Raw genomic sequence first — 571 nt, 5'->3', positions numbered from 1 at the left:
GGCATAGTTGCTGCTTGCGTTGCGCTCACGGTCGTTCACGTTACTATTGCGTTCGGATTGAGCCATTGTTGCACTCTCCCCTTCCGCTTTCACGTTCAGACCTAGATCCAGCATGCCACGGCTTTCGCTGGCATAGCTGCTGTTTGCGGTACGCTCACGGTCGTTCACGTTACTATTGCGTTGGGATTGAGCCATTGTTGCACTCTCCCCTTCCGCTTTCGCGTTCAGACCCAGATCCAGCATGCCACGGCTTTCGCTGGCATAGTTGCTGCTTGCGTTGCGCTCACGGTCGTTCACGTTACTATTGCGTTGGGATTGAGCCATTGTTGCACTCTCTCCTTCCGCTTTCGCGTTCAGACCCAGATCCAACATGCCACGGCTTTCGCTGGCATAGTTGCTGCTTGCGTTGCGCTCACGGTCGTTCACGTTACTATTGCGTTCGGATTGAGCCATCGTTGCACTCTCCCCTTCTGCTTTCGCGTTCAGACCCAGATCCAGCATGCCACGGCTTTCGCTGGCATAGCTACTGTTTGCGGTACGCTCGCGGTCATTCACGTTACTGTGTTACTGT

Annotated in this window: 1 protein-coding gene; it reads right to left on the bottom strand. The window is 54.6% G+C overall.

Features of this window, described 5'->3' with window-relative positions; all coding sequences use genetic code 11:
- Positions 1-555, bottom strand: a 555-nt coding sequence (locus tag AB4Z30_RS29965) for a hypothetical protein (RefSeq protein WP_441931228.1), incomplete at its 3' end; no start/stop codon positions are given.
- Between the last annotated feature and the right edge of the window lie 16 nt (positions 556-571).

It is taken from the genome of Paenibacillus sp. 2TAF8, assembly GCF_052114825.1.
Taxonomy (GTDB): domain Bacteria; phylum Bacillota; class Bacilli; order Paenibacillales; family Paenibacillaceae; genus Paenibacillus.
The sequence above is the reverse complement of the archived record's forward strand: the minus strand, read 5'-3'. Positions and strand labels throughout refer to the sequence as shown.